Origin of the sequence: Klebsiella sp. HMSC16A12 (assembly GCF_001808265.1) — a bacterium.
Classification (GTDB): domain Bacteria; phylum Pseudomonadota; class Gammaproteobacteria; order Enterobacterales; family Enterobacteriaceae; genus Klebsiella; species Klebsiella pneumoniae.
The window spans coordinates 34,274-57,155 of the sequence record NZ_KV792639.1; the positions used below are offsets into that span (position 1 = coordinate 34,274).

Consider the following 22,882-nt stretch of genomic DNA (forward strand, 5'->3'; position numbering starts at 1 on the left):
CTGCCAGGCAAGGAAGCCATGAAAAAACGTCCGCACTCGACCCCGCACGACAGCCTGTTTAAACGCTTTTTGCGCGACAACGAAACCGCACGCGATTTTCTGGATATTCATCTGCCGCCCGCGCTGCGGCAACTGTGCGACTTAAGCACTCTGCACCTGGAATCCGGGAGCTTTGTTGAGGACAACCTGCGCGCCAGCTATTCCGATATTCTCTACTCTCTGCAGACCAGCAAGGGAGAGGGCTATATCTATGTGGTCATTGAGCATCAGAGCACCCCGGACAGCCATATGGCGTTCAGACTCCTGCGCTATGCCCTCGCGGCCATGCAACAGCATCTTGATCGCGGCCATAAAGCGCTGCCGCTGGTGATCCCCATGCTGTTTTATCATGGCAGCATTTCTCCCTATCCCTTTTCACTGTGCTGGCTGGACGAGTTCCCACCTGACTCACCGGCAAAGCAGCTTTATCTCGGGGCTTTTCCGCTCGTCGATGTGACCGATATTCCCGACGACGCCATATTACAGCATCGGCGGATCGCGCTTCTGGAACTGGTCCAGAAACACATCCGTCAACGCGATCTTAGCCATATCCTCCAGCAGTTGGTGGAGGTGGTGCTGATGGGATACACTGACCACCAGCAGTTCAAAACGTTATTTACCTATATGTCGCTGCATGGCAATAGCGCCGACCCGGACAACTTTATCGACCAGCTGGTCGAACGTCTGCCGCAATATGAGGATACCCTGATGACGATTGCCGAGTACCTGAAGCAGAAAGGGCGCGAAGAGGGAAAACAACGCTGGTTACAGGAAGGCTTGAACGAAGGTTTACAGGCGGGTGAGCATCGCGAAGCCTGCCGCATCGCGCTGATGATGTTAGAGAACGGCATGGACACTGAAACCGTATTGCGGATGACTCGCCTCAGCGCGGACGAACTGGCGACGCTGGCGCGCCAGGCACGCCAGTCTCCCCCCGCTTAGCCCTTAATTAACGCGCGCGCGGTCGGGAAGTCGGTGATCAGGACATCAATATAGTCGCCCTGCAACGCGCCGCGGATGGCGTTCTCTTTGTCCACGCCGCCGGCCAGCGCAATCACCTGCGGACAGCGACGAATTTGCTCAAGTTCCATACCGATCACCGGATCCTCATCCTGGCTCAGTACCGGTTTGCCCGCCGCATCATAGTAATGCAGGCAGATATCCCCCACCGCGCCGCGCGCCGCCAGCAGCTGGAGCATGGTTTCATTATAATAGTTACCGGAGTTTTTCAGCAGCTGCGAAGGCTCCAGTTCACCAATACCGACGATGGCCACATCCACTTCGGCAAATTTCGCCACCACCGCCGCGACGTCCGGACTGTTTACCAGACGGCTGCGCTCCTCCACGGAGTGCTCAATACTCTGCGACGGCAACAGCCAAGCCGGGCAGCCTAAATGAGCCGCCAGCTGCTGGGTTAAAATGGTAGCCTGCACGTTGCCGTTGGGACCGACGCCGCCCAACAGCTGAATCACCCCGGCGGCGCGAATGTTCTGCGGATGCATCTCATCCACCATGCAGCGGATCGTACTGCTCCAGGACGAGATCCCCACGAGGTCTTCCGGCCGCAGCCGCGTTTCGACATAGTGCGCCGCTGCGCTGCCGATGGCATGCTTTACCTGACTGTAACTGGCGTTCTCGCCCACATCCACGACTATCGCCTGTCGAATGCCAAAACGCTCCTCAATCGCCTTTTCCAGATCGACAAAAATATTTGTCGGCTGGACCACGGTAATTTTCACCAGCCCCTCTTTCTGACAGCGGGTTAACGCCCGTGAAACAAAAGACTGGGACAGATGCAGCAGCGAGGCGATCTCGGACTGCTTTTTATTCTCGCTGTAGTAAAGCGTGGCGATCTTCACCAGCAACCGCTGTTCATCCTGCTTCGACATGGCATTCCCCTCTGTTTTCTGCTCGTTATTTTTATGCATCATTGAATAGATAACAAGCGCAGCGCCCTTTTCCCGACGATCCAAATGTGATCATTTTCTCCTTTTTTAGAAAATAGGCCGTACAAATCGTGGACAAACCCCGTCACAGGGCATATCTTACCTATGTGAATAATAAATCAGTAGTGAATATATATTCAATCACTTATTAATACCTTGTTTTGTCGACGATTAAAGGTAGTCAGGATGGGAAGTGTTTTTTTACCCTGCTGGAATATTTATTCATATAAGAATTTACTTTCAAGAGGTGTTTTATGAATCCGTTTTCACTCTCCGTTAAGGAGTTAGAACAAAAAGCACGCGCCATCCGCCGCCGCATCATCGTCTTGAATGCGGAAAGCCCGGCAGGCGGCCACACCGGTGCCGATCTGTCACAAGTCGAACTGCTGACCGCCCTCTACTTTCGCATCCTTAACTGCTCCCCTGCGCGAAAAGAGAGCGACGACCGCGATATCTATATTCAGTCGAAGGGGCACGCTGTCGGTGGTTACTACTGCGTGCTGGCCGAAGCAGGCTTTATTCCCGTTGACTGGCTGGCAACCTATCAACACGCCGACTCGGCTCTGCCAGGACACCCGGTAAAGCACAAAACGCCAGGTATTGAGCTCAATACCGGTGCGCTGGGCCATGGTCTGCCCGTGGCGGTAGGCATTGCGCTGGCAGCGAAACGCGATAACAACCCGCGTCGCGTATTTGTCGTCACCGGCGATGGCGAACTGGCGGAGGGCAGCAACTGGGAGGCCGCGCTGGTCGCCGCCCACTACCAGCTGGATAACCTTATTATTATCAACGACAAAAATAATCTGCAGCTGGCCGGTGCGACCAAAGAGATCATGAATACCGATCCGCTGGATGAAAAATGGCGCGCTTTCGGCATGGAGGTTACGCAGTGCAACGGCAACGATATGGCGGAGGTAGTCGCCACCCTTGAGGGCCTTCAGCCGAACGGGAAACCACACGTTGTGATTGCTAACACCACCAAAGGCGCGGGTATTTCCTTTATTCAGGGACGCCCCGAGTGGCATCACCGGGTACCGAAAGGAGAAGAAATTGAACTGGCGCTGGAGGAACTGAAAGATGAGTAATAGCGAACATCTCGCCACGGTGATGGTGAATGCCTTTATTGATGCCGTAGACCGCGGCGTGGATCTGGTGCCGGTGGTGGCCGACTCCACCTCAACGGCGAAAATTGCTCCGTTTATCAAAAGATTCCCTGGCCGGCTGGTCAACGTCGGCATCGCCGAGCAGACGCTGGTTGGCGCTGCCGCCGGTCTGGCGCTGGGGGGGAAAGTGGCCGTGACCTGCAACGCCGCGCCATTCCTCATCTCACGAGCCAATGAGCAGATTAAGGTCGACGTTTGCTACAACAACACCAACGTCAAACTGTTCGGGCTGAACGCGGGCGCCAGCTACGGTCCACTGGCCAGCACCCACCACAGTATTGACGATATCGCCATTCTGCGCGGTTTTGGCAATATTGAAATTTACGCGCCGTCCAGTCCCGGCGAGTGCCGGCAGATTATTGATTATGCCCTTGCCCACGTCGGGCCAGTGTATATCCGCCTCGACGGTAAAGCGCTGCCGGAACTGCATGATGAACGTTACCGGTTTGTTCCGGGCAACATTGATGTGCTGCGTCTGGGGCGCGATATTGCGCTGGTTGCCATGGGCTCAACGGTACATGAAATTGTGGAAGCCGCCGCACAACTCGCTGCAGAAGGTATTGACGCCACCGTTATCAGTGTCCCATCTATTCGTCCTTGTGATACCCAGGCGCTACTGGCGGCAATCCAGTCCTGTCCGGCCGCAATCACGGTGGAAGAACACAACGTCAACGGCGGCGTCGGGAGCCTGGTGGCGGAAGTGCTGGCCGAGGCCGGGTGCGCTATCCCGTTGCGGCGCTTAGGTATCCCTGACGGGCAATACGCCATTGCCGCCGATCGCGCCGCCACGCGTGCGCGCCATGAAATTGATGCCGCCGGGGTGGTGAAACACGCCCGCAAGCTGCTCACAAAAAAAGCATGCTGAAAAATAACAAGAACATCTTACTGGAGAGAACGCAATGTCCCGTATTCCTCAACAACTCACCATGGGCGTCATTATTGGCAACCGGGGATTTTTCCCCAGCTACCTGGTCGCCGAAGCGCGCGAACAGGCGGTAGCGCTGTTTAGCCGCCTTGGGATTAACACTATTATGCTTGATCCATCCCAGACGGAACTGGGTGGCGTGGAAACCCGGCAGGATGCCAAAATTTGCGCCGAGCTGTTCCGCACCCACCGCGACAAAATTCACGGTGTCGTGGTGCTGTTACCCAACTTTGGTGATGAAAAAGCCATCGCCGAAACGTTGCGCCTCTCCGGTCTCAACGTCCCGGTGCTTATTCAGGCCGAAGAGGATAATCTGGATAAAATGGGGTTGTCGACTCGCCGCGATAGCTTTTGCGGCAAAATTTCCCTTTGCAACAACCTGCGCCAGTACGGTATCCCGTTTACGCTGACCACCCAGCACGTTTGCGCGCTTAGCGGCGAGGTGTTTGAGCAGGATCTCCGGCGCTTCAAGCAGATATGTCGCGTGGTGAACAGTATGCGCGGCGTGCGCGTTGGCGCGATTGGCGCCCGTCCAGCGGGCTTTAACACCGTTCGCTACAGTGAAAAACTGCTCGAACGTTTAGGCATCGCAGTGGAAACGTTAGATCTATCAGAGGTATTTACCCGGATTAAAGCCCTGCGTGATGACGATATTCGTGTCGATGAGAAGCGCCGCCTGCTGATCGATAATGCCGACGCCAGCGGTATTCCGGCAGATAAACTGATCACCATGGCGAAACTGTTTGTGGTCCTGAGCGAGTGGATTGTTGCCAACGACATCGACACCACCGCAATTCAGTGCTGGACCTCGCTGCAGGAAAATCTGGGGATTAACGTCTGCTCCATCATGAGCGTGATGTCCGGACAACTGATGCCAAGCGCCTGTGAGGTCGATGTCATGGGCGCGCTCTCCATGTACGCGCTCGCCAGCAGCAACCTGAGCCCCGCCTCGATCGCAGACTGGAACAATAACTTCGGCGACGATCGTGATAAATGTGTGCTGTTCCATTGTGGGAACTTTGCCTCGACCAGCCTTGAGTCGCCGCACATGGGAACGGCCGATATTATCGGCACCACCGTCGGCAAAGAAAACACCTGCGGTGCCGTGCACGGTCGCATGAAAAGCGGCGTGCTGACCTATTTTCGCCTCAGCACCGACGACCTGACTGGCGAAATCAAGGCCTACGTCGGAGAAGGTCAGTCAGTTGACGATCCCCTCGATACGGTAGGCTGTCGGGCGGTCATTCAGGTTCCCCACCTGGAAAATCTGCTGTCGTGGATCTGCCGCAACGGCTTTGAGCACCATGTCGCGATGAACCATTCTGCCAGTGCCGCAATTTTGCACGAGGCATTTACGCGCTACCTGGGCGTGTCGACCTATCTCCACCAGTAAGGCCGGAGGCCGCTATGTCGGTAAACAAGGATATTATTATTGCCCTCGATGAGGGCACAACCAATGCCAAAGCCGTTGCCTTCGACAGCCACGGGCGGGTAATCGCGCAATTTTCCCGCGCGCTTGAGATCGCTACGCCGCAGGAAGGATGGGTTGAACAGTCAGCGGAGCTTCTCCTTGCCGCGTCGCTGGAGGTGATTTCTCGCACAGTGGCCGCCGTTGGCGAGGAGCGTGTGGCGGCCCTGGCGATCAGCAACCAGCGCGAAACCGTCGTGGGCTGGTATCGGGAAACGGGCGAGGCCATAGCGCCTGCCCTGAGCTGGCAATGTTCACGTACTGCCGCATTTTGCCACATACTGCGTGAACAAGGTCATGAGCCGCAGATCAAGGCGGTAACCGGCCTGCCAGTCGCCCCGCTCTTTTCCGCCTCGAAAATGCGCTGGCTGCTGGACCACACTCCGGATGGTCTGAACCGAGCGAAAGATGGCGAGATTTGCCTCGGTACGGTGGATAGCTGGCTACTCTGGCACCTGACGCAAGGCCAGCATTTTTGTTGTGATTACGCCAACGCGTCTCGTACACAGCTCATGAATTTGCAAACAGCGGACTGGGATACCGATATGCTCGCCCTGTTTGGCATTCCGTGTGCAGCACTTCCGGTGATAAAACCTTCAAGTGGACTGTTTGGTTACACCGCTGGTTTAGCCACCCTCCCTGATGGGATCCCGGTAATGGCGATGATTGGCGATTCGCATGCCGCCCTTTTCGCCCACGGTCTGGGCGCCGCCGGTTGTGTTAAAGCCACTTACGGTACAGGGACCTCGGTGATGGCGCCCGTCGATTCGGTGGCGTTTCACGTCAGCAATCTCGCCACCACGGTGGCCTGGCACGACGGAGAAAAGCTGGTCTACGCACTCGAGGGGAACATTCCCCATACCGGCGATGCGGTGGCGTGGATGGCCGACAGTACCGGATTGAGCGAACGCTCTCCCGCCGAACTGGCCCAGGCGCTGAATGCTCTGCCCCGTTCGGTAGATTCCACCTTAGGCGTCTTTTTTGTGCCGGCGCTCACCGGCATGGGCGCCCCCTGGTGGGACGATAAGGCCCGCGGTTTGATCCATGGATTAAGCCGGGGCGTGAAGCGGGCCCATCTCATTCGTGCCGCGCTAGAATCAATTACCTACCAGATTGCCGATGTAATCACTGCGATGCGTGCCCATCATGGCTTTACGCTCAACACGCTGCTGGTGGATGGGGGACCCACCAAAAACGACTGGTTAATGCAGTACCAGGCCGACCTGCTAGGTTGTCCGGTGATGCGCAGCGATGTGGCCGAGCTGTCGGCGACCGGCGCGGCACTGCTGGCGCGTAAAGCGTTGCACAAGCTGACGGTGGCAGAGCTTCAGCCCTTTTTACCAGAACACATCACTTATGCACCAGACCTGATCCGGCATCATCGGCTTGTGCAACGATGGCAGTCCTGGCAACACGCGGTGACGCTGGCAAGACGCTGAGCGCAACCCAGCCGGGCGATAACGTCTTCGTCCGGCTGCAATCCAACGCCCCCTGCCGTTAACCCAGCGGATACTGTTGAAACGCCGGCAGCGCCTCTCCCTTCTCCGCCAGCGCGCGAATATGTGGAAACTCAGCTGCCGACACCACCGCCGGGATCATCAACTGGATAAAGGACCAGACCACCGTGCTGGTGACCAGCACCTGATCCGGCTGCGCGGCGGCGACGCGGTCTGCCAGCCGGGCGTCCCACTCCCGACAGGCGGCCAGCAGCTGGCCGGTCACCCGGGCTATCCACGGCTGATGCTGCTTCTCTTCCGGCCGCAGACGGTGCTCATAAACATGCTGGACCGCTTTTTCACAGGCGGCGAGGATCACCCCCAGCAGGTGCAGATCGCGGGCCAGCGCCTCGGGATGCGCGGGAAGCAGCCGGCGCCCGGCCGGATTGGTCGTTTCGAAATAGAGGAGGATCAGCGTGGAGTCCATCAGCTGCGTCCCGTTATCGAGCACCACCGTCGGCGCCTTGACCACCGGATTAATGCGGGAAAATTCGTCAAAGCCGCTAAAGACCGATAGCGGCAGGCTCTCGAATTCCACGCCATAGAGCGCCAGAGAAACCGCCACGCGTCTTACATAAGGTGAATCCATCATACCAATGAGTTTCATCGTCACTCCTGCCTGCGATAAAGGGGTTGCGGCTTTACCTTACTGGAAAACCGATGCCGCGAATATCACGGGATACTTACCGCAATGGTTAGTCAAACTAACAGATTGGAGATTCGCGGTAGCCCTCCAGTTCCCCTTGTGCTATACCGACTGAGGCGGCATTTGGCTCCTTTTCAGCTTGTTTGCAGCGGCTTTAAAAGCCGCTAACCCGGTAGTAACGTTAACGTATCGACTCACTGACTGAGAGATCACCATGGCAGATTTTCCCCCTGTCGCCAGCCTGCGCAGCTTTGAGGCGGTGGCGCGCCTCGGCAGCGTAACGCAGGCCGCCCACGAGTTGAGCGTGACCCATTCGGCGGTCAGCCAGCACATCAAACAGCTGGAAGCCCTGGTCGGCGTCACGCTCTTTATCCGCCACGGCCGCGGAGTGCGCATCACGGAAGAAGGACGGCTCTATGCCCTGCAAATCCGCGAGGCGTTACAGCACATCGCCGACGCCACGCGCATGGTGCAGATCAAACCCCGCACCCTGGAAGTGACCCTGGCGACGCTCCCCTCCTTTGGCTGCCACTGGCTGCTGCCGCGGCTGGCGCGCTTTCAGGCGCGGCATCCGCAGATCGCGGTGCGCCTGCTGACCAGCCTGGCGGTGGTTAACCTGCAACAGGAGGGTATCGATCTGGCCATTCGCATGGGGCAAGGCGATTGGGAGGGAATGGAAAGTCGGCATCTGTTTGCCGACGAACAGCTGGTGGTCGCCGCCCCCGGCTATCGCGGCGGTAACCTGCCGACCACCCCGCAGGCGATCGCCGCCAGCGATATTATTTTTTCCATGGAGTCCTGGAACGCCTGGTGCAGCCAGGCGGGGCTGGAAAAGCCGATCGTCCCCGCAGGCCTGCGCCTGAACGACTCCAATCTGGTGCTGGAGGCGGTCCGCCTGGGGGCCGGCGTGGCGCTGGAGCGGCGCTCCCTGGTGGCGGGGGCGATAGCCCGCGGCGAGCTGGTGCAGCTCACCGCCGTCACCGTCCCCTACCCCTGGCACTACTGGCTAACCGTCTCCCCGCAGGCGGAGAACCGGCCGGAAGTCGCCCGGTTCATCGCCTGGCTGGAGGAGGAGATCGCCCTCTGGCGCCAGCAGATCAGCGCTTAGCCTTCGGCCGACGGCGGCAGGCCCGTCCGGGCGGCGTGCTCCTGGGAGAGACGCCAGAAATCGTGCCCGGCGGGATACTGATAGAGGCGCAGGGAAAACTGTCCGGCCACCGCGGTAATGTACTCAAATATCGCCGACTGGGTGTTTTCGTAGTCTTTCCACAGCGTTGAGGTGGTGAAGCAGTAAATCTCCAGCGGGATGCCCGACGGCGACGGTTTCAGCGTTCTCGCCACAATGTACATCTCCTTAATAATATCCGGCCGCTCGGCGAGATAGTGCATCAGATAGTGGCGAAACAGGGTCAGGTTGGTCAGCCCGTTATCGACAAACCAGCGGTCGGCCACGCCGCCGGGATCCCGGCCGTCAAGCAGCGTCGCCAGAGGCTCACTCACCCCGCGGATGGTCAGCATCGAGGAGAGCATCTCCTGGTCGAGAAAACGCACCGAGTGTTGATCGATGGCGATACTGCGCATGATCCGCCGCGCCCCGGAGGAGAACATCGCCTGCCAGTTGGTATAGGTCTCGGTGAGGAAATTCTTGGTCGGGATACGGGAGATGGTATTGTCCCAGTTGCGGATGGTAATGGTGTGCAGCGCGATATCCGTCACCTCACCGCTGAGGTTCTTGTCAGGCATTTCAATCCAGTCCCCCAGCTGGAGCACGTCGTTGGACGACAGCTGAACGTTCGCCACCAGCGACAGCAGAGTATGCTGGAACACGATCATCAGTACCGCCGCCACGGCCCCCAGACTGGAGATAATAATGATCGGCGATTTGTTCGACATCACGGCGAGGATCATAATCGCCGCCAGGATGTGGACTAAGATTTTGCCTATCTGGATATAGCCCTTAATGGAATGATTTTTACGTTTGGTCTTTCGCAGATAGGAGCTGTTGACAATATCCAGCATCTCGTTGAAAAACACCGACATAAAAATAAAAAACAAGATCCCGCAGATAGTATTAATCGCCGTCACCAGCGATGCCGGCATCGCCGGCATAAACTGCAGAACGTAATAGACGATAATAACCGGAATGAAATTGGACAGCTTTTCGGCGATACGTCGATCCTTCTCCAGCGGCACATCCTGTTTGTGGCTACTAAAGAAGACCTTACGCACCACTTTAATCAGCAAGAACTTGCATAAAAGATGGGCAAATATGCCGGAGAGCAGCAGCAGAATAAGATTAAACCCCACCGCCAGCGCCGGATTACTCTCAATAAACGTCAGTAGATGATTCACATACGCCATGCTTTATCGCCTGAATAACTATGCCACTTCGCTAACTGCTTTATCCCAAGGGCATATATTTGGAAAATAAATCAATCCGCATCATGGCATATCGCTTAGCGTAACGTCCATGCGCGCACCGCCTCTAATCATTCACAGAAAATATGTCAGAGTTTGCATTAATCATTCTCTACGCTCACTATAAAGAGGCTTGTTATGAGGACGGAATAAGTCCAGGAGGAAACATGTTTAAAGCTCTTACCGCTATCGTCGCCTTAGCCGCCTCCGCCAGCGTTATGGCGCAAGGCGATGTCACGCTGAACAGTCTGGCTCACGATGCCGCCACCCGGGCGTCGTTTAACCAGATGGTCAAAGGCCATCAGCTGCCCGCCTGGGTGACCACCGGCGGCACCGGTTCGCCCGCGCAGACGGTGAAACTGGGTAGCGAATCCTGGCAGGTGTTAAGCGCCTGCAAACCCCACGACTGCGGCCATGAACGTATCGCGGTGATCTGGTCGGAAAAAAGCAAACAGATGTCCGGCGTTTACTCGGTGGTCGATGAAAAAACCGACCAGGAGAAGCTGACCTGGCTTAACGTCAGCGATGCCCTGTCCATCGATGGCAAAACCGTGCTGTTTGCCGCCCTCAGCGGCAGCCTCGACAACCACCCGGACGCCTTTAACTACCAGTAACGACCATCGCCCCCGTCAGCCTTTCCCCGACGGGGGCTTCCCTGATTAGCCATCCGGGAACATCACGCTGTTCCCCGGCGCTTCCCGATGCAGATGGATAAAGTTCAGGTGCCGCTCGTACTGGTCGAGAATATCGGTGATCACCTGCTCTTTGCTGTAGTCCATCAGGTCGTTACCCTGACTGCCCTCCAGCAGGAAGGTCTCCAGCCGGTAATAGGTGGATTTCCCGCTGCGCGCCCGATAGGTAAAGCCCGGCACCGAGTACTGCTGCGGCCAGATCTTGTAGATAAAGTTCTGCTCGTCGCCCATGTGCACCAGCAGATCGAGGTGGCCAAGGTTCTCACCCTCTTCCGGCGGCAGGCTCTTCAGTTCCACCGCCGCGCCGCGCAGCCGCAGCTCCTGGGCCACCTCCTCCATCGCCGGGTAGCACACCGTCTCCATCATCAGTTTGGTATAGCGCGTGCCGGGGTAATTCATCAGCCGCGACAGGCGCTTCTTCCAGCTCAGACGATCCTGGAGGCCCATCGGGCGCGGGGCGGTGTCGCGGCTGGCGCTGACCCGGCGGTAATCTTCCACTTTCAGAGATTTATACAGTCCGGCCATCACGAAGAAAATCACAAAGCTGAACGGCAGCCCCATGATCACCGTGGTGTTCTGCAGCGCCGAGATGCCGTTGGTCATCAGCATCCCGAGGGTCAACAGACCGATGGCCACCGACCAGAAGATGCGCAGCCAGTTCGGGGCGTCGCTGTTGATGTCCTTCAGCTTCGAGGTGAAATTCCCCAGCACCAGCGCGCCGGAGTCGGCGGAGGTAACGTAAAACAGCAGACCGGTGATGGTCGCCACCGACGCGCTAAAGGTAAACGCCGGATACTGCGCCAGCAGGCTATAGAAACCGCGCTCCGGGTGGGCCATCGCCTCCTGGGCAAAGGCCGCGTCGCCGTGGATGATCTCATACAGCGCGCTGTTGCCGAACACCGACAGCCACAGCAGCGTAAAGGTGAAGGGAATAATCAGGGTGCCCATCACAAACTGGCGGATGGTGCGCCCGCGCGAAATGCGCGCCAGGAACAGGCCCACAAACGGCGACCAGGCCACCCACCACGCCCAGAAAAAGAGCGTCCAGTTGTTCATCCATTCCACCGGCCGGTCGAAGGCGAAGCTGTTCAGCGTCATGCCCATAAAGCGATTGACGTAGTCGCCGACGTTGAGCACTAACGCATTGAGCAGGAAGGAGGTATCGCCCATGAACAGCACGAACAGGATCAGCCCCAGCGCGAGGGCGACGTTCAGTTCGGAGAGCACGCGGATGCCCTTGTCCACCCCGGAGGTGACCGAGATGGTGGCGATGATCACCGACAGCGCAATCAGGGCCGCTTTCGCCGCCAGCGAGTCCGGAATATCGAACAGCACGCTCAGACCGTAGTTGAGCTGCACGACGCCGATACCGAGGGTGGTGGCGATGCCGAAGATGGTGCCGATCACCGCCGCAATATCGACGCTGTGGCCGATGGGCCCATTGATCCGTTTGCCAAAAATCGGGTACAGCGCCGAGCGGATGGTGAGCGGCAAATTATAACGATAGCTAAAGTATCCCAGCGCCATGCCCATCAGGGCATACATTGACCATCCGGTTAAGCCATAGTGAAACAGGGTCCAGACCATCGCCTGGCGCGCCGCCTCGATGGTCTGCCCCGCCCCTTCCGGCGGCTGCATATATTGCGTCACCGGCTCGGCGACTGAGAAGAACATCAGGTCGATGCCGATGCCGGCGGCGAACAGCATCGCCGCCCAGCTCAGCAGGCTGAACTCGGGCTTTGACTGCTCCGGCCCGAGCTTCACCGAGCCGAAGCGCGAGCAGGCAATGCAGACGACGAAGACGATATACAGCGTCGCCGCCAGCAGATAGTACCAGCCGAAGGTTTTCGACACCCAGTCGAGGGTGCGCCCAATCCACTCGGCAGAAAAATCGCGAAAAAAGATCGTCATCAGGGAAAACAACAAAATCAGTCCGGCCGAGGTATAAAAAACCACCGGATTGATTTTGTCCTTTTCTCTGCTTTGCGAAAGATCTGTCATCCAGTATCCCCACTGTTTTTGTAACTATTAAAATCCAAATCCGCAACAATTAAGACACATTTTATATTGAACGTCCAATCAAAAACCGCTTTAATAGTTAACCAACGCTGATGAATGGAGTGGCAAAAATGCCCAAACTGGGGATGCAGCCGATCCGGCGCAGGCAGCTGATCGACGCCACGCTGGACGCAATAAATGAAGTCGGAATGCACGACGCGACCATCGCGCAAATTGCCCGGCGGGCGGGCGTATCGACGGGGATCATCAGTCACTATTTCAAAGACAAAAATGGTCTGCTGGAGGCGACCATGCGCGACATCACCAGCCAGCTGCGCGACGCGGTGCTCAACCGTCTGCACGCTCTGCCGGACGGCAGCGCCAGCCAGCGTCTGCAGGCGATTGTCGGCGGCAACTTTGATGAGACGCAGATCAGCAGCGCGGCGATGAAGGCCTGGCTGGCCTTTTGGGCCAGCAGCATGCACCAGCCGATGCTTTATCGGTTACAGCAGGTCAGCAGCCGTCGCCTGCTGTCGAACCTGGTGTACGAATTCCGCCGCGAGCTGCCGCGCGAGCAGGCGCAGGAGGCCGGCTACGGGCTGGCGGCGCTGATAGACGGCCTGTGGCTGCGGGCGGCGCTCAGCGGCAAACCGCTGGATAAAACGCTGGCGCAGTCGCTGACCAGCCACTTTATTCGTCAGCATTTACCGAACCCATAACCGAGGAGGCGTTATGTCCCGAATGGCAGAACAGCAGCTTTATATTAATGGTGGTTATACATCGGCCACCAGCGGTCGCACCTTCGAGACCATCAACCCTGCCACTGGCGAGGTGCTGGCGACCGTTCAGGCTGCCGGACGCGAGGATGTCGACCGCGCCGTCGAGAGCGCGCAGCGTGGGCAAAAAATCTGGGCGGCGATGACCGCCATGGAACGCTCGCGCATCCTGCGTCGCGCCGTCGACCTTCTGCGCCAGCGCAACGACGAGCTGGCGCGGCTGGAGACGCTGGATACCGGGAAACCCCTCAGTGAAACCGCCGCCGTCGATATCGTCACCGGCGCCGACGTGCTGGAGTATTACGCCGGATTGATCCCGGCGCTGGAAGGCAGCCAGATCCCGCTGCGCGACAGTTCCTTCGTCTACACCCGTCGCGAACCGCTGGGGGTGGTAGCCGGGATCGGCGCGTGGAACTACCCGATCCAGATCGCCCTGTGGAAATCGGCGCCAGCGCTGGCCGCTGGCAATGCGATGATTTTCAAACCGAGCGAAGTCACCCCGCTGACCGCCCTCAAGCTGGCGGAAATTTACAGCGAAGCGGGCCTGCCGGACGGGGTGTTTAACGTCCTGCCAGGGATCGGCGCGGAAACCGGCCAGTATCTGACCGAGCATCCGGACATCGCCAAAATCTCCTTCACCGGCGGCGTCGCCAGCGGCAAAAAAGTGATGGCCAACTCGGCCGCTTCATCACTGAAAGAGGTCACCATGGAGCTGGGCGGCAAATCGCCGCTGATTATCGCCGACGATGCCGACCTCGACCTCGCCGCCGATATTGCCATGATGGCCAACTTTTACAGCTCCGGCCAGGTGTGCACCAACGGCACCCGGGTGTTTGTCCCGGCGAAACAGAAGGCGGAATTCGAGCACAAGATCCTCGAGCGGGTGGCCCGCATCCGCGCCGGCGATCTGTTTGCCGACGACACCAACTTCGGCCCGCTGGTCAGCTTCCCCCATCGCGACAACGTTCTGCGCTATATCGAGAGCGGCAAACGCGAAGGCGCGCGCCTGCTGTGCGGCGGCGAGGCGCTGAAAGGCGACGGTTTCGATAACGGCGCGTGGGTCGCCCCGACGGTGTTTACCGATTGCAGCGACGAGATGACCATCGTGCGCGAAGAGATCTTCGGCCCGGTGATGTCGATCCTCAGCTATGCCGACGAAGCGGAGGTCATTCGCCGCGCCAACGCCACCGAATACGGCCTCGCCGCCGGCGTGGTGACGCCCAACCTCAACCGCGCTCACCGAATTATCCACCAGCTGGAAGCCGGCATCTGCTGGATCAACAGCTGGGGGGAATCCCCGGCGGAAATGCCGGTTGGCGGCTACAAACACTCCGGCATTGGCCGCGAGAACGGCGTGATGACGCTGCAGAGTTACACCCAGGTGAAGTCCATCCAGGTTGAGATGGGTAAATTCCAGTCCATATTTTAACCGGGAGGTTTTTTTGCAATTTGACTACATCATTATTGGTGCCGGCTCCGCCGGCAACGTTCTGGCAACACGACTGACTGAAGATCCAAACACCACCGTCCTGCTGCTGGAAGCCGGCGGCCCTGACTACCGGTTCGATTTCCGCACCCAGATGCCCGCCGCGCTGGCTTATCCGCTGCAGGGCAAGCGCTACAACTGGGCCTACGAGACCGAACCTGAGCCGTACATGAACAATCGCCGCATGGAGTGCGGACGCGGCAAAGGGCTCGGCGGATCCTCGCTGATCAACGGCATGTGCTACATTCGCGGTAACGCGATGGATCTGGATAACTGGGCCAAAGAGCCGGGTCTGGAACACTGGAGCTATCTCGACTGCCTGCCCTACTACCGGAAAGCGGAAACCCGCGATATCGGGCCTAACGACTACCACGGCGGCGATGGCCCGGTGAGTGTGACGACGCCGAAGCCGGGCAATAATCCGCTCTTCGAGGCGATGGTTGAAGCCGGGGTGCAGGCGGGCTATCCGCGTACCGACGATCTCAACGGCTACCAGCAGGAAGGCTTTGGCCCGATGGACCGCACCGTGACGCCGCAGGGCCGTCGCGCCAGCACCGCCCGCGGCTATCTCGACCAGGCGCGCGGTCGCCCGAACCTGACCATCCGCACCCATGCGCTGACCGATCACATTATTTTTGCCGGCAAGCGCGCGGTGGGCGTCGAGTGGCTGGAGGGAGAGAGCACGATCCCGTCAAAAGCGACGGCCAACAAAGAGGTGCTGCTGTGCGCCGGGGCGATTGCCTCGCCGCAGATCCTGCAGCGCTCCGGCGTGGGTAACCCGGAGCTACTCAGGCAGTTCGATATCCCGGTGGTGCACGATCTCCCCGGCGTGGGTGAGAACCTGCAGGACCATCTGGAGATGTATCTGCAGTACGAGTGCAAAGAGCCGGTATCGCTCTACCCGGCGCTACAGTGGTGGAACCAGCCGAAGATCGGCGCCGAGTGGCTGTTCGGCGGCACCGGCATCGGCGCCAGCAACCAGTTCGAAGCGGGCGGTTTTATCCGCAGCCGCGCAGAGTTCGCCTGGCCGAACATTCAGTCCCACTTCCTGCCGGTGGCGATTAACTACAATGGCTCCAACGCGGTGAAAGAGCACGGCTTCCAGTGCCACGTCGGCTCGATGCGTTCGCCCAGCCGCGGCCACGTGCGCCTGAAGTCGCGCGACCCGCACGCCCATCCGGCGATCCTGTTTAACTATATGTCCCATGAGCAGGACTGGCAGGAGTTCCGCGACGCCATCCGCATTACCCGGGAGATCATGAACCAGCCGGCGCTGGATAAGTATCGCGGCCGCGAAATCAGTCCGGGAATAGAATGCCAGAGCGATGCCGAACTGGATGAGTTTGTGCGCAACCACGCCGAGACCGCGTTCCACCCGTGCGGGACCTGTAAGATGGGTTACGACGAGATGGCGGTGGTCGATGGCGAGGGCCGCGTCCACGGTCTGGAAGGATTGCGGGTGGTCGACGCCTCGATCATGCCGCAGATCATCACCGGCAACCTCAACGCCACCACCATTATGATCGGCGAGAAGATGGCCGACGCCATTCGCGGCCGCCAGCCGCTGCCGCGCAGCACCGCGACGTATTATGTCGCTGGCGACGCGCCGGTTCGCCGCTAACAGGTCAATGCCGGGCGGCGACTACGCCTTGCCCGGCCTACCCTGAGGCGATGTAACGTAGCCCCGGTAAGCGCAGCGCGACCGGGGTGCCGTTCCGGGTTTTGACCCCATAGGTTGATGTTAGCGAAACGCCTCCAGGCGTTTGATCTGCTGACCGTCGGCAGTAAAGTTCTCCGCCGCCAGCCACGCCCGCAGCGCCGCATCGCGCGCAGGCCACTCGCCGTCGATGATGGACAGCATATCGCTGTCGCGCGTCCGCCCTTTACGCACCAGCCTCTGCCGCAGACGTCCTTCCCAGCTAAAGCCCAGCCGCTCGGCGGCGCGGCGCGAGGCGACATTCATCGAATCGCATTTCCACTCCAGCCGACGATAGCCATGGTCAAAGCCGTTTTTGAGCAGCAGCCAGACCGCTTCGGTACCCAGCGGGGTGTTTTTCATCCGTCGCGACCAGGTGACATGGCCGATCTCAACCGTGCCCATTTCCCGCTCGATCGCCATATAGCTGACGATGCCCACCGCCTGCTCGCTACGCAGGTCAACCACCGCATACGGCTCCAGGGCATCATCATTCACCTTGCCCGCGATCCAGTGGGCGGTCGCCGCCACGCTCTCCGGCCGCGTAGACGCCAGCCACGTCCAGTCGCTGTTGTCGCCGAGCGCATAGGCGGCAAACAGATCCGCCGCATGACGGTCAACGTCCAGCGGCTCCAGGCGGCAAAAACGGCCATTTAACGCTGTCCGCCGCAGGACTTGCGCCCCCTGCCAGCCAGGGACCAGGTCGTTCACCTGCTGGCCATACTCATTAATTTCCGGCACACCCACCTCCTCGCAATAGACAATGCGTTATAGCAAGAACCCCGCAGCGGAGAAAGGCGCTTCTGCGCGACCGGCAATAACCTGTCGTTCTTGAATATGCATTTTTAGCATAAGGATATCCTTATTTTGACTTTACGCCTTATGGCAAGCGGCCTAACGTAGCGAGGCATAAAACAATAAAATAACCATTCTTCAGGGATTGCACATGACCAAAAAACTGTTGCCTTTACTGCTATTGTCGGCGCTCTCCGCCGCCGCGCATGCCGCCACGCCGCCCAACACGCTGGTGGTCGCCCAGGGTCTCGACGATATCGTCAGCCTCGACCCGGCGGAAGCGAACGAACTCTCCAGCATTCAGACGGTCCCCAGCCTCTATCAGCGTCTGGTGCAGCCGGACCGCAACAACCCTGAAAAAATCGTACCGATCCTCGCCGAAAGCTGGCAGGCCGATCCGGCGGCGAAAACCCTGACCATTAAACTGAAGCCGGATGCCAAATTCGCCTCCGGTAATCCGCTGCGCCCGGAAGATGTGATTTTCTCTTACACCCGCGCGGTGACGCTGAATAAATCGCCGGCGTTTATTCTCAACGTGCTCGGCTGGCAGCCGGACAACATCGCCAGCCAGCTGAAAAAGGTTGATGACCATACCCTGACGCTGCACTGGACCGCCGACGTCAGCCCGGCGGTGGCGCTGAATATTCTCTCCACCCCCATCGCCTCTATCGTGGATGAAAAACAGGTGGCGCCGAACGCGAAAAATAACGACTTCGGCAACGACTGGCTGAAGATGCACTCGGCGGGCAGCGGGGCCTATAAAATGCGCGTCTACCAGCCGCATCAGGCCATCGTGCTGGAGGCCAACGCCAGCTCCCCCACCGGCGCGCCGAAGATCAAGAGCATCATTATTAAAAACGTCCCCGACCCGGCTTCCCGCCGCCTGCTGATTCAGCAGGGGGATGCCGACGTGGCGCGCGATCTCGGCGCTGACCAGATTGCCGCCCTGCAGGATAAACCCGGCGTGAAGGTGCTGAGCATCCCGTCCGCCGAGCAGAACTACCTGGTGTTTAATACCGCCAACAGCGCCAACCCGCTGCTCAATAACCCGGCCTTCTGGGAGGCGGCGCGCTGGCTGGTCGATTATGAGGGCATCACCAAAAATCTGCTGAAAGGCCAGTACTTTATTCACCAAAGCTTCCTGCCGGCCGGCCTGCCGGGGGCGCTGGAGACTAATCCGTTCACCTTTGACCCGCAAAAAGCTAAGGCTATCCTTGATAAAGCGGGCATTAAGGATGCCCACTTCACCCTCGATGTGGAGAACAAACCGCCGTTTATCACCATCGCCCAATCGCTGCAGGCCAGCTTTGCCCAGGGCGGGGTGAAGGTGGATCTGCTACCCGCCGCCGGCAGCCAGGTCTATGCCCGGGTGCGCGCGAAGCAGCATCAGGCGGCGATCCGCCTGTGGATCCCAGACTACTTTGATGCCCACTCCAATGCCAGCGCCTTTGCCTGGAACGATGGTAAATCCAGCACCGTGGCCGGGCTCAACGGCTGGCAGATCCCTGAGCTGAATAAAGCCACCCTCGCCGCGGTGGCGGAGCCGGACCCGGCGAAACGCCTCGACCTGTACAAAACGATGCAGGAAACCCTGCTCCAGCATTCGCCGTACGTCTTTATTGACCAGGGGAAAACCCAGATCGTGGTGCGTGACAACGTGAAGGGCTATCAGCAGGGACTGAACGCCGACATGGTCTGGTACGATAACGTGACCAAGTAAGCGGGTTTTGTCACCGGGTACGGCGGCCTTGTCTGCCCGGATGACCGACTCCTCACCCGGGCCCGGTCGGCATCGCGCCGCCGGGTACAATGCTGATATACCAGGAATTTCCATTTTCCATGCCATCGTTTTCCACTCACCTTACCCGCCTGCTGCAGGGGCTGTTTACGCTGCTGCTCACGCTGTTCGGGCTGTTGCTGGTCACCTTCTCGCTCTCCGCGCTGTCGCCCGTCGACCGCGTACTGCAGATCGTCGGCGACCATGCCAGCCAGTCGACCTATGACCAGGTTCGCCATCAGCTGGGTCTCGACCAGCCGCTGCCGGTGCAGTTCTGGCACTACCTGGTCAACCTGGCCCATGGCGATCTTGGCATCGCCAGCGCCACCGGCCAGCCGGTGCTCCACGACCTGCTGGCGGTCTTTCCGGCGACCCTTGAGCTGGCGACCCTGGCGCTGATCGTCGGCGCGGTACTGGGCATCGTCGCCGGGGTGCTGTGCGCCCGTTACGCCGGTTCGCCGTGGGATCTGGCGGTTCGCACCTTTACCCTGTTGGGCAACTCGGTGCCGATATTCTGGCTCGGCCTGCTGATGCTGGCCCTGTTCTACGCCCGGCTGCAGTGGGCGCCGGACCCGGGTCGCCTCGACGATATTTATCAGTACACCGTCGAGCCACGCAGCGGTTTTGCGCTGATCGACACCTGGCTCTCCGGCGATACCGCGGCGTTTAAAAATGCGATCGGCCATCTGGCGCTGCCGGTGCTGGTGCTGGCCTATTACTCGCTGGCGAGCATCACCCGCCTGACCCGCTCCGCCTGTCTGAGCGAGATGAACAAAGAGTACATTCTGCTGGCGCGGGCCAAAGGGGCCGGAGAGATGACGATTCTGCTGCGCCACGTCCTGCCCAATATCCGCGGCACTCTGCTGACGGTGACCGCTCTCGCCTGGACCTCCATGCTCGAAGGGGCGGTGCTCACCGAAACCGTCTTCTCGTGGCCGGGGATCGGCCGCTACCTCACCACGGCGCTGTTCGCTGGGGATACCACGGCGATCATGGGCGGCACGCTGCTGATCGGCGTGAGTTTTGTGCTGATCAATAACCTGACCGACCTGCTGGTACGGTTAACCGATCCGAGGGTGCGCTGATGCCGACTTATCTGTTTTTACGCCGTCTGCGCCGCTCACCCGCCGCCTTCAGCGGCCTGACCCTGGTGATCCTGCTGGTGCTGACCGCGCTGTTCGCCCCGTGGCTGGCGCCGCACGATCCCAACTGGCAGGATGCCGCCGCTCGTCTGCAGGGGCCCGGGGCGGGACACTGGCTCGGCACCGACAGCTACGGCCGCGACCTGCTGTCGCGCTTGCTCTACGGCGCCCGCCCGGCGCTGGGTCTGGTGGCGCTGGTGACCGCCATTACCCTGCCCGTCGGTCTGCTGGTGGGTATCCTCTCCGGCTACTATGGCGGGTGGCTGGAGCGGATACTGATGCGCTTTACCGACGTGGTGATGTCGATGCCGCGCCTGATCCTCGCCTTCGCGTTCGTGGCGATGCTCGGCCCGGGGCTGGTCAACGGCGCGCTGGCGTTAGCCCTGACCACCTGGCCGGCCTACGCCCGTCAGGCGCGCAGCGAAATTCAGCGCCTGCGCCATAGCGACTACCTCGCCGCGGCGGAGATGCTGGGCATCCGCGGCGGGCGGCTGCTGGTCGGCCATATTCTGCCGCTGTGTCTGCCGTCGGCGATTGTTCGGCTGGCGCTCGATCTGGCGGGTATTATCCTCGCCGCCGCCGGGCTCGGCTTTCTCGGCCTGGGCGCCCGCCCGCCGATGGCGGAGTGGGGAGCGATGATTGCCGACGGGATGCAGGTAATTTTCGACCAATGGTGGATCGCCGCCATCCCCGGCGCGGCGATCCTGCTCGCCAGCCTGGCGTTTAACCTGCTGGGCGACGGCCTGCGCGATATTCTGGAGCCGTAACATGACTGACATCCGACTGACCGTCCAGGGACTCGCCGTCGACTATCCCACCGCCCGGGTGGTGGACAACGTCAGCTTCACCCTCGGCAACGAGCGGCTGGCGCTGGTGGGCGAATCCGGCTCCGGCAAATCGATGACCGCCCGGGCGCTGATGGGCCTGGTGCGCAAGCCCGGGGTGGTGAGCGCTGAACGGCTGGAGGTGCTGGGGCGCGATGTGCTGACCCTCAGCGCCCGCGGCTGGCGCGCGCTGCGCGGCAACGATATCGCCATGGTGCTGCAGGACCCGCGCTATGCACTGAATCCGGTGCAGTCCATTCAGACGCAGCTGGAGGAGGCGTTAACCCTGCATCAGCGTCTCAGCCGCCGCGCGCGCGCTGAGGCGGTCAAAGACGCCATCGCCGCCGTCGGTCTGGATCTGCCGGTCCTCAGCCGCTATCCCGGCGAACTCTCCGGCGGGATGGGACAGCGGGTGATGATCGCCCTCGCGCTGCTCAATAACCCGAAGGTGCTGATAGCCGACGAGCCGACCTCGGCCCTCGACGCCCGCCTGCGCAACCAGATCCTCGAGCTGCTGGTGGAGCAGTGCGCGCAGCGGCAGATGGCCATGTTACTGATCAGCCACGATCTACCGCTGGTGGCCGCGCATTGCGATCGCGTGCTGGTGATGTACCAGGGGAGACAGGTCGACGAGATGCCGGCGCGGGCGCTGCCGAGCGCGACGCACCCTTACACCCGCACCCTGTGGACCTGCCGGCCAAATGCCCACACCTACGGCCAGATGCTGCCGACCCTCGACAGAACCCAGGACTTTACGGAGACAGCCCATGGCGATCGTTAATCTTCAGGATTTACAGGTTACATTCGGCGCGAAGACGGCGGTCTCCGCCGCCAGTTTCCGTGTCGACGCCGGGGAAACCTTCAGCCTGATCGGCGCCTCGGGCTGCGGCAAATCGACGATTTTGCGCGTGCTGGCCGGATTGCAGCGTGAATGGCGCGGCAGCGTGGATCTGCTCGGCCAGGCCATTATGCCGGGCGCCCGCTTTCAGGGCGATCTGCGGCGCAACGTGCAGATGGTGTTTCAGGATCCGTACGCCTCGCTGCATCCCAACCATACCCTGTGGCGCACCCTGGCGGAGCCGCTGCAGATCCACGGCATCCGCGACGTTGCCCCGCGAGTAACCACCGCCCTTGAGCAGGTGGGTCTGGCCGCCGACGCCGTGCGCCGCTATCCACACCAGCTCTCCGGCGGCCAACGGCAGCGCGTGGCCATTGCCCGCGCCCTGCTGCTGCGCCCGCAGATCCTGCTGCTGGATGAGCCGACCTCGGCGCTGGATATGTCGGTACAGGCGGAAATCCTTAATCTACTTAATCGTCTGAAACAGGAGCACGGCATGACCTATCTGCTGGTCAGCCACGATGCCGACGTCATCGCCCATATGTCCGATCGGGCGGCGTTTATGGCGGAGGGCGTGATCCAGCGCTTTTTCGATCGCGAAGCGTTGGTCAACGGAGAGCACCGGATGAGGTGAGGTCAGCGGATGCGCGGTTGTTTTGTCGGGTGGCGCTTCGCTTACCCGACCTGGGATTCGCGCAACCTGTCGTTAATTTATTCACCAGTCTTGCTGAAACTGCCGGTGTTGCGGCCTCAACAT

20 protein-coding genes are annotated in these 22,882 nt (G+C 59.9%); 15 read left to right on the forward strand and 5 right to left on the reverse strand.

Features of this window, described 5'->3' with window-relative positions:
- Nucleotides 1-18 precede the first annotated feature (18 nt).
- A complete protein-coding gene (locus tag HMPREF3140_RS21155) occupies nt 19-981 on the forward strand; it encodes an Rpn family recombination-promoting nuclease/putative transposase (RefSeq protein WP_021441398.1) in 963 nt (320 codons plus the stop codon).
- Here HMPREF3140_RS21155 and HMPREF3140_RS21160 read toward each other — a convergent pair.
- Nucleotides 978-1,928 carry a sugar-binding transcriptional regulator gene (locus HMPREF3140_RS21160; RefSeq protein ID WP_004893547.1) on the reverse strand — a complete coding sequence of 317 codons (951 nt, stop codon included), beginning with the start codon at nt 1,926-1,928 and terminating at the stop codon, nt 978-980. The two genes, HMPREF3140_RS21155 and HMPREF3140_RS21160, sit on opposite strands and share 4 nt — an antisense overlap.
- A gap of 311 nt (nt 1,929-2,239) precedes the next feature.
- Here HMPREF3140_RS21160 and HMPREF3140_RS21165 point away from each other — a divergent pair, with 311 nt between their 5' ends.
- Genes HMPREF3140_RS21165 through HMPREF3140_RS21180 form a run of 4 tightly spaced genes read left to right on the forward strand, consistent with a single transcriptional unit; the run spans nt 2,240 to nt 6,980 of the window.
- Nucleotides 2,240-3,070: a transketolase gene (locus tag HMPREF3140_RS21165; protein WP_004893549.1), complete on the forward strand. Its 831-nt coding sequence runs from the start codon at nt 2,240-2,242 to the stop codon at nt 3,068-3,070.
- Nucleotides 3,063-4,013 carry a transketolase family protein gene (locus HMPREF3140_RS21170; protein WP_032411007.1) on the forward strand — a complete coding sequence of 317 codons (951 nt, stop codon included), beginning with the start codon at nt 3,063-3,065 and terminating at the stop codon, nt 4,011-4,013. Before HMPREF3140_RS21165 ends, HMPREF3140_RS21170 begins: the two co-directional genes overlap by 8 nt.
- A gap of 34 nt (nt 4,014-4,047) precedes the next feature.
- Complete coding sequence (locus tag HMPREF3140_RS21175) at nt 4,048-5,466, forward strand: L-fucose/L-arabinose isomerase family protein (protein ID WP_064185914.1); 1,419 nt, start codon at nt 4,048-4,050, stop codon at nt 5,464-5,466.
- Nucleotides 5,467-5,480: 14 nt separating this feature from the next.
- Nucleotides 5,481-6,980: an FGGY family carbohydrate kinase gene (locus HMPREF3140_RS21180; protein WP_020803781.1), complete on the forward strand. Its 1,500-nt coding sequence runs from the start codon at nt 5,481-5,483 to the stop codon at nt 6,978-6,980.
- 58 nt (nt 6,981-7,038) lie between these two features.
- Here the strand turns inward: HMPREF3140_RS21180 and HMPREF3140_RS21185 are convergent, their stop codons facing one another.
- The gene (locus HMPREF3140_RS21185; RefSeq protein ID WP_048985335.1) at nt 7,039-7,644 is read right to left on the reverse strand and encodes a glutathione S-transferase family protein; all 606 of its coding nucleotides are present in this window, start codon (nt 7,642-7,644) and stop codon (nt 7,039-7,041) included.
- A gap of 253 nt (nt 7,645-7,897) precedes the next feature.
- On the opposite strand from HMPREF3140_RS21185, the gene HMPREF3140_RS21195 reads away from it, so the two are divergent.
- Nucleotides 7,898-8,791 carry a LysR substrate-binding domain-containing protein gene (locus tag HMPREF3140_RS21195; protein WP_032411002.1) on the forward strand — a complete coding sequence of 298 codons (894 nt, stop codon included), beginning with the start codon at nt 7,898-7,900 and terminating at the stop codon, nt 8,789-8,791.
- On the opposite strand, the gene HMPREF3140_RS21200 is transcribed toward HMPREF3140_RS21195, so the two are convergent.
- Nucleotides 8,788-10,044, reverse strand: a complete 1,257-nt coding sequence (locus HMPREF3140_RS21200) for a mechanosensitive ion channel family protein (protein WP_004147504.1) — start codon at nt 10,042-10,044, stop codon at nt 8,788-8,790. The genes HMPREF3140_RS21195 and HMPREF3140_RS21200 overlap by 4 nt on opposite strands.
- A 224-nt stretch (nt 10,045-10,268) precedes the next feature.
- Between HMPREF3140_RS21200 and ivy the strand changes: the two genes are divergently transcribed.
- Nucleotides 10,269-10,715 (forward strand): Ivy family C-type lysozyme inhibitor, encoded by a 447-nt coding sequence (gene ivy / locus HMPREF3140_RS21205; RefSeq protein WP_004178946.1) that lies wholly within the window; start codon nt 10,269-10,271, stop codon nt 10,713-10,715.
- 45 nt (nt 10,716-10,760) lie between these two features.
- On the opposite strand, the gene betT is transcribed toward ivy, so the two are convergent.
- On the reverse strand, nt 10,761-12,794 hold the full coding sequence (betT, locus tag HMPREF3140_RS21210; RefSeq protein WP_004142478.1) for a choline BCCT transporter BetT: 2,034 nt from the start codon (nt 12,792-12,794) through the stop codon (nt 10,761-10,763).
- Nucleotides 12,795-12,922: 128 nt separating this feature from the next.
- Between betT and betI the strand changes: the two genes are divergently transcribed.
- Genes betI through betA form a run of 3 tightly spaced genes read left to right on the forward strand, consistent with a single transcriptional unit; the run spans nt 12,923 to nt 16,674 of the window.
- The gene (gene betI, locus HMPREF3140_RS21215) at nt 12,923-13,510 is read left to right on the forward strand and encodes a transcriptional regulator BetI (RefSeq protein WP_004151671.1); all 588 of its coding nucleotides are present in this window, start codon (nt 12,923-12,925) and stop codon (nt 13,508-13,510) included.
- 13 nt (nt 13,511-13,523) lie between these two features.
- Complete coding sequence (betB, locus tag HMPREF3140_RS21220) at nt 13,524-14,996, forward strand: betaine-aldehyde dehydrogenase (protein ID WP_004147503.1); 1,473 nt, start codon at nt 13,524-13,526, stop codon at nt 14,994-14,996.
- A gap of 13 nt (nt 14,997-15,009) precedes the next feature.
- A complete protein-coding gene (gene betA / locus HMPREF3140_RS21225; protein ID WP_070553090.1) occupies nt 15,010-16,674 on the forward strand; it encodes a choline dehydrogenase in 1,665 nt (554 codons plus the stop codon).
- A gap of 120 nt (nt 16,675-16,794) precedes the next feature.
- Here betA and HMPREF3140_RS21230 read toward each other — a convergent pair whose 3' ends face one another.
- A complete protein-coding gene (locus HMPREF3140_RS21230; protein WP_032410999.1) occupies nt 16,795-17,490 on the reverse strand; it encodes a GNAT family N-acetyltransferase in 696 nt (231 codons plus the stop codon).
- 205 nt (nt 17,491-17,695) lie between these two features.
- Here HMPREF3140_RS21230 and HMPREF3140_RS21235 point away from each other — a divergent pair, with 205 nt between their 5' ends.
- From HMPREF3140_RS21235 to HMPREF3140_RS21255, 5 genes are all read left to right on the forward strand, one after another.
- Nucleotides 17,696-19,264 (forward strand): ABC transporter substrate-binding protein, encoded by a 1,569-nt coding sequence (locus tag HMPREF3140_RS21235; RefSeq protein WP_021313380.1) that lies wholly within the window; start codon nt 17,696-17,698, stop codon nt 19,262-19,264.
- Between the two features lie 119 nt (nt 19,265-19,383).
- Entirely contained in the window at nt 19,384-20,406 is a 1,023-nt protein-coding gene (locus HMPREF3140_RS21240) for an ABC transporter permease (protein ID WP_070553091.1), read from the forward strand.
- On the forward strand, nt 20,406-21,230 hold the full coding sequence (locus tag HMPREF3140_RS21245) for an ABC transporter permease (protein ID WP_032410998.1): 825 nt from the start codon (nt 20,406-20,408) through the stop codon (nt 21,228-21,230). The genes HMPREF3140_RS21240 and HMPREF3140_RS21245 overlap by 1 nt, the downstream gene beginning before the upstream one ends.
- 1 nt (nt 21,231) lies before the next feature.
- Entirely contained in the window at nt 21,232-22,068 is an 837-nt protein-coding gene (locus HMPREF3140_RS21250) for an ABC transporter ATP-binding protein (RefSeq protein ID WP_004147499.1), read from the forward strand.
- Nucleotides 22,055-22,759, forward strand: a complete 705-nt coding sequence (locus HMPREF3140_RS21255) for an ABC transporter ATP-binding protein (protein WP_004178936.1) — start codon at nt 22,055-22,057, stop codon at nt 22,757-22,759. The genes HMPREF3140_RS21250 and HMPREF3140_RS21255 overlap by 14 nt, the downstream gene beginning before the upstream one ends.
- The last annotated feature ends 123 nt before the right edge of the window (nt 22,760-22,882 follow it).